5 protein-coding genes are annotated in these 6343 nt (G+C 62.5%); 3 read left to right on the forward strand and 2 right to left on the reverse strand.

The genetic code is table 11. The features are described from left to right. The first annotated feature begins 238 nt into the window (after positions 1 to 238). On the forward strand, positions 239 to 1150 hold the full coding sequence (locus BP858_RS05515; protein ID WP_286879051.1) for a polynucleotide 5'-hydroxyl-kinase: 912 nt from the start codon (positions 239 to 241) through the stop codon (positions 1148 to 1150). Here BP858_RS05515 and BP858_RS05520 read toward each other — a convergent pair. Both BP858_RS05520 and BP858_RS05525 read right to left on the reverse strand, forming a co-directional pair. Beyond that, positions 1117 to 2367, reverse strand: a complete 1251-nt coding sequence (locus tag BP858_RS05520) for an SLC13 family permease (protein WP_286879052.1) — start codon at positions 2365 to 2367, stop codon at positions 1117 to 1119. The genes BP858_RS05515 and BP858_RS05520 overlap by 34 nt on opposite strands. 75 nt (positions 2368 to 2442) lie before the next feature. Continuing rightward, positions 2443 to 3450: a phosphate uptake regulator PhoU gene (locus BP858_RS05525; RefSeq protein WP_214166671.1), complete on the reverse strand. Its 1008-nt coding sequence runs from the start codon at positions 3448 to 3450 to the stop codon at positions 2443 to 2445. A gap of 183 nt (positions 3451 to 3633) precedes the next feature. On the opposite strand from BP858_RS05525, the gene pstA reads away from it, so the two are divergent. Further along, a complete protein-coding gene (gene pstA / locus BP858_RS05530; protein WP_286879053.1) occupies positions 3634 to 5703 on the forward strand; it encodes a phosphate ABC transporter permease PstA in 2070 nt (689 codons plus the stop codon). Between the two features lie 6 nt (positions 5704 to 5709). Further along, the coding region (pstB, locus tag BP858_RS05535) for a phosphate ABC transporter ATP-binding protein PstB (protein WP_286879054.1) at positions 5710 to 6343 on the forward strand (634 nt) is incomplete at its 3' end.

Below are 6343 nucleotides of genomic sequence, written 5' to 3' on the forward strand. Positions count from 1 at the left end.
AAGAGTTCTCCAACACCGGAGCAATCGTCGTGTTGATGTGGCCGTGAGGCTGTGCCTCATGCTGTGCGCATGAAACCAGCCTGATCCCCGGAGACCCCGGAGCAGTGGACCGTGGCGGGAATCATGCCCGGATGGGGGCGAGCCCCCCGCACAGGCGCACCCATCTCCGGAGGGGCCAGACAATCAACCACTATATCCATGAACCGCAACCTGTTCTATCGAGGAGGTTCATCAGGTCGTGATCATCATCGGGGAGGGGTGGGAGGAACTCGCCGCGGCACTCTCGCAGGCGGACACTCCTGAGCGCATCTACGTCATCGGATCGACGAACAGCGGAAAGACGACGCTCTGTCGTTACCTCGTTGACAAAACAGCAGCTCATATGCGGGCAGCATACGTCGACTGCGACACCGGACAGTCGACGGTCGGCCCGCCGACGACCGAGGGGATGGTCCTCTACCCCCTCCCACCAGGGCTGCCCGGCCGGGCCCACCTCAGGTTCGTCGGTTCGACATCCCCGGGCGGCCACTTCCTCCAGACGCTGACCGGGGCAAAGCGTCTCGTCGAGAAGGCCGCTGAACTGGGGGCAGACGCCACCATCATCGACTCACCCGGGCTCGTCTTCGGCGGGGTGGGCATTGAGTTCCAGGTCCAGATGGTCGACCTGCTCCGCCCCACCCGGCTTGTCGCCCTCCAGCACGGGCGGGAGCTGGAACCGCTGCTCGCGAACTTCGCCCGGCACCCCGCGATCACGATCCACCGGGTCCCCGTATCCCCGGCGGCCGTCATCAGGACCACAACCGAGCGGCGACGCTACCGTGAGGAGCGGTTCGCTGCCTATTTCGCCGAGGCCCTGCCCCGAGAAGTTCCGCTCCGGGGTCTCGGGCTCCAGGGCCGGGTACCGGACCTGAAGAACCCCCACGGGGCCAGACGGCGCCTGGTCTCGCTGAACGACCACGACAACTTCAGCCTCGCCCTCGGCATCGCCGGGGAGATGCACACCAGGCGGCGCCTGCTTACGGTTGTTGCCCCGCCCTTTGATCCCGCCGCCGTCGCATCGATCAGGTTCGGTTCGCTCAACCTGGATCTCGATGCAGAACTGGGGTCGATGGAGTCTCACGCCGGGAAGAGCGAGAGGAAGAGGACGTAGACTGCCGTCTGGACGACGGTGAGCGGGACACCGACCCGGGCAAACTCCCGGAACGTCAGCGTCTCTCCGTCCTTCTCGGCGGCCTGGATGATGATGACGTTGCTTGCCGCACCGAGAATCAGCATGTTCCCGGCAATGGTGCTCCCGGCCGCAAGCGCCATCATGGCAGGTGTAGACGTCCCGAGGTGCGCAAGGACCGGGAGGGAAAGGGCGACGAAGGGGACGTTTGAGACGAACTGCGAGACTATGACACTTACCGTGGCGATGACCGGGACGGCAGAGAGATCAATAGAACTCCCCTCGACGAGCATCTGGAAGAACCCCGACTGCCAGACGCTCGCCATGAGGACAAAGAGGCCGGCAAAGAAGGCCAGGGTAGGCCAGTCGACCCGGCGGAGGATCTCGACGCGCCGCCTGCTCCCGGCGAGAATCGGGAGTGCCGCAACAAGCGCTATCCAGGTCAGCCTGATGTCGAATTCCGGGACGAACATGACCAAAACGACCTTGACCACGATCAGGAGGACGAGAAGGATGAGCGAGAGGCGGGCAAGAGCCGCGAGCGAGGGATCGCGGATCTCCTCCTCGCAGTGCACCAGCGCCGCTGGGTGGAGCTCGTCGCGGAACGCCCTGCAGAGGAATACGTAGGCCACCAGGAGAGAGATCACCGTCGGAACGATCAGGTAGAGGGGGAACGTGATAAACGGATTCTCAACGCCCCCCGAGAGCGCAATCAGGAGGTTCTGCGGGTTCCCGATGGGACTTGCGACGCTGCCGGTCGTGACTGCGAAGGCAAGTGCCAGAAGCAGGAGCTTTGGGGAGATGCCGTGCCGTCGCGCGAAATACAGCATGAGCGGGGTGCCGACGACCGCCAGGGTGTCGTTCATCAGGAGCGCCGAGAGCGCCCCGGCGCCGACGAGGATGAGAAAGACCAGGTGCCGGACCGACTCTGCCCGGGAGAAGAGGCGGGAGGCCAGGTGGTAGAGGTAGCCGCTCTCGGCGAGCGCCTCCCCTACCACAAACATACCAAAGAGGAAGAGCATCACGTCGACGTCTATTGCTGCAAGCGCCTCCTCCGGCGTGATCTCTCCGGTCAGCAGGACGGCAACGGCCCCAAGAAGCATCACCTGCCAGATGCCGAGGCTGACGTTCCCGATCTTGCGGACCGCGATCAGGAGAAAGACTATGATGAGAACGACGATCGATATGAGGCTCGCCACGTCACCACCGGCAAAGAGAGTTCGTGCTGGTCAGGGATTACTGTATGCCCGGAGGTCCGGGGTCCTTCCTGGCCGTCAAGCCTCCTGCCCAATGATATAGTTGATGACGCTCTCACAGATGTCGCCTGAGTACTCCCCGATCCGCCGGATACTGTCTGCGATCTGGCCGGCGGGGATCGCCGCCACCGCCTCGACCTGGAGCACCCTGGCGTTGATCTCCCGGGTCTTCTCCTCAAGATCGCGCACCATCTGGAGCGTCGCGTTCGCCCGTCCAATATCTCCCACATGGAACGCCTCCATGCTCCGCGAGAAGATATCGAGAGCAAGCGTGCTCGCCTCGTCCATGAGATCGAGCGTTTCCGGGTCGACCTCGCGGTTGATCAGGGCAAGAGCGTTATACGCCACCCGGGTGGCATGGTCGCCTATCCGCTCAACGATCCTGCTGACCTGGAAGTAATACGCCGCCTGCCTTACCGGGATCTCCATCCGGCGCGAGAGTGTGGTATCGATCAAGATGAGGTTATCCTGCCGCGCAACGAGCCAGTGCAGCCGGTCAACTTCCGTGTCCCGCGCGATGACATCCTCGGCGAGAGCCTCATCATGCCCCCGGAGCGCAGCCATCGCATCCTGCTGCATGCCCCGGACCAGCACGTGCATCCGCTTTATGGTGTTCTCAAACGGCATCTCAGCAGGGTTGAGGAGATCTTTGAGCGTTATCGACGAATTTGTCTCGCTGATCACCTCCTGCCCGATCGCCATCTGCGTGAACTCCCTGACCAGCTGCCGTATAAACGGCGGCAGCCGCCCTTTCGCTTCGAGGCGGATGGTCGTGAAACCGGCAATATATGCCCCGACCAGGAGGCGGAGCAGGAACGTGCGGTCCGTCGTGGCGCCGACCTCAAAGACCCTGACCCGGTGGACCGACTCCCCGCTGATCTTCGGGGTGACCAGAAGTGAGCCGTCGGGTTGCACGATCAGCCCTATCGGGTCGTTCTTCTGGATATTCATGGATTTAACCCATTGCTTCGGCAGGGATACAATATACGACGAGCCGCCGGTGATCTGGACTTTTCGGATCTCCATGTTCGATAAGCGTTGGTGCCGGAATGATATATACATTTGCCACAGGTATATACTACAATATTGTTTATTGACCGTACATATACACATATAGTCTCCGTCGGGAACATCTTTCCATCGGCATGCTTACATGCTAAACCAGACCACGGTGCCAACGTGCACAGATGATGGTCGTGGTATGGGGCCATGGGCCCCGGTCTGGTAACCATGAACAAAGGAGACAATGTTCGTAAACGAACCCCTCTATCGAGCGGCATGGCGCCGCTCTGCGGGGGGCGACCGGGCGGGCCCGGCAATCCGGCCCCCCATCCCCGGCCGAGAACGGCCAGAGAACCGTCCATCCCCAATAAGCCTTTCTCTCCCTGGAAAAAAGGGCGGCAGGTTCGCGAAAAAGCCATCCGGGCACTCTGGTTCTGTACGGCCATCTTCGCCGTCGTTGCCATCTTCTTCATCTTCATCTTCCTGCTCAGGAACGGCTATCCTATCTTTGAGGAGGTCGGGGTCTGGAACTTCATCACCGGCGATCTCTGGAACCCGACGGGAGCGACGCCCACATACGGCATCTACCCTTTGATCGCAGGCACGCTCCTTGTCACGCTCGGCGCGATGGTAATCGCAATCCCCCTTGGGATCGCAAGTGCCGTCTTCATCGCCGAACTTGCATCACCCCGGGTGCGGGCGGTCGTGAAACCCGCCATCGAGCTCCTGGCAGGGATACCCTCGGTGGTCTACGGTTTCTTCGGTCTCGTCATACTGACCGACCAGATCCGTCTCGTCTTTGATGTCGCGTCCGGCGAGACCTGGCTTGCCGGGTCCATCCTGCTCGGCATCATGGCGCTCCCGACGATCGTCAGCGTATCGGAGGACGCAATCAGTGCCGTGCCCCGCGGGTACCGGGAGGGGAGCCTCGCCCTCGGTGCGACGCACTGGCAGACGATTACAGGGACCGTGATCCCGGCAGCCCTTTCGGGCATCACCGCCGCGGTCATCCTCGGGATGGGAAGGGCGATCGGCGAGACGATGGCGGTGATCATGGTGGCCGGCAACGCCGCGATCATTCCAGAACCCCTCTGGAACGCCCTCTCCCCGGTCAGGACGCTCACCGGGACACTGGGCATCGAGATGGGGGAGGTCGCCGTCGGCAGCACCCATTACCATGCGCTCTTCGGCGTCGCGGTCGTCCTCCTGGCGATAACCCTCACAGTCAACCTCCTGGCAGGAGGTATCCTCCGGAGACTCAGCGAGCGGCACACAGCAACAGCAGCCCGGAAGGTGAGGGGCAGCACAGCAAGGCCCTATGCCCGTGCGGTTCTCGGCATCGGCATACTCGGGCTCGTTGCGGCTGCCGCAGGAGCCCTGGTCGCCGTCGTCACCGCTGTCGCCCTGCCCGCAGTGGAATACACGCTGCACAGGATCTCCCCAAAGATTAAGCAGAAGATCGCGTTCGGGCTTGTGTATGCATCCATCGGCATCGTGCTCCTCTTCCTCGGGGTCATCCTCGCTGATATCGTCTACAACGGCGCACCGGCTCTTTCCTGGGAGTTCCTGACCGCGCCGTCAAGCGACCTCGGCCGGGCGGGAGGCATCGGCCCGGCAATCATCGGGACGCTCCTCCTGGTCGGGGGTGCCATTCTCTTCGCCCTTCCGATCGGGATCGGTGCGGCCATCTACCTCCACGAGTATACCCGGGGCGGGCGCATCACCGGGATCATCAGGGCAGGCGTCGACCTCCTGGGCGGCACGCCGTCGATCGTCTTCGGCCTCTTCGGGTTTGCGTTCCTGGTGCTCTACCTGGACCTGGGAGTGTCGCTGCTCGCCGGTCAGATCACGCTGGGGCTGATGATCCTCCCCACCATCATCAGGACGACCGAAGAGGCGCTTGGAAGCGTCCCGGGCGGCGTCAGGGAGGGGAGCCTCGCCCTCGGGGCGACGCACTGGGAGACCATATGGCGGGTCGTCCTCCCGCCGGCGGTGCCCGGGATCCTGACCGGCACGATCCTCAGTATCGGCCGGGCGGCCGGAGAGACCGCGCCGATTCTCTTCACCGCAGTCGTCTTCTCAAGGCGGTTCCTCCCCGCGTCGGTGATGGAGCCGGTGATGGCGCTCCCCTATCACCTCTTCATCCTGGCGACCAACGTCCCGGGGGCAAGGGAGAACCAGTACGGGACGGCACTGGTGCTTCTCGTGCTGGTGATGGCCATTTACCTGGTAGCGATCCTCATCCGGAACCATTACCAGAAGTCGGTCAGGTGGTGACCCACAATGCAGAGAGACAGCATCCTTACAGCAGAACATCTAAACCTCTACTACGGTGAGAACCAGGCACTTCGCGACATATCGGTCTCTATCCCGCGGAACCGGGTCACCGCGCTGATCGGGCCGTCCGGGTGCGGGAAATCGACCCTGCTTCGCTGTTTCAACCGACTCAACGATCTCGTCGAGGGTGTCAGGATAGAAGGCAGGATCCTCTTTGAGGGCAGGGATATCCACGACCCAAATTGCGATGTTGTGGAGTTGCGGAAGCGAATCGGGATGGTCTTTCAGAAGCCAAACCCCTTCCCCTCATCCATCTACGACAATGTGGCTTACGGCCCTCGCGTCCACGGGGTCCGTGGCAGGAAGGTGCTGGACGCGATCGTCAGGGAGAGCCTGGAAGCGGCTGCTCTCTGGGACGAGGTGGCGGACCGGCTCCACGACTCTGCGATGGGGCTCTCGGGAGGGCAGCAGCAGCGGCTCTGTATCGCAAGGACGCTCGCGGTCGAGCCCGAGATAATCCTCATGGATGAGCCCTGCTCCGCGCTCGATCCCATCGCCACATCAAAGATCGAAAACCTCATCAACGACCTCAAAGAGCACTACACGGTTGTTATCGTGACCCACAACATGCAGCAGGCAG

The organism is Methanoculleus sp. UBA413 (genome assembly GCF_002502935.1).
GTDB lineage: Archaea > Halobacteriota > Methanomicrobia > Methanomicrobiales > Methanoculleaceae > Methanoculleus > Methanoculleus bourgensis.

Excerpts from the sequence above, each read along its gene's own strand:
- BP858_RS05525 (WP_214166671.1), bottom strand. The coding sequence starts at position 3,450 with ATGGAGATCCGAAAAGTCCAGATCACCGGCGGCTCGTCGTATATTGTA.
- pstA (WP_286879053.1), top strand. The coding sequence starts at position 3,634 with ATGGGCCCCGGTCTGGTAACCATGAACAAAGGAGACAATGTTCGTAAA.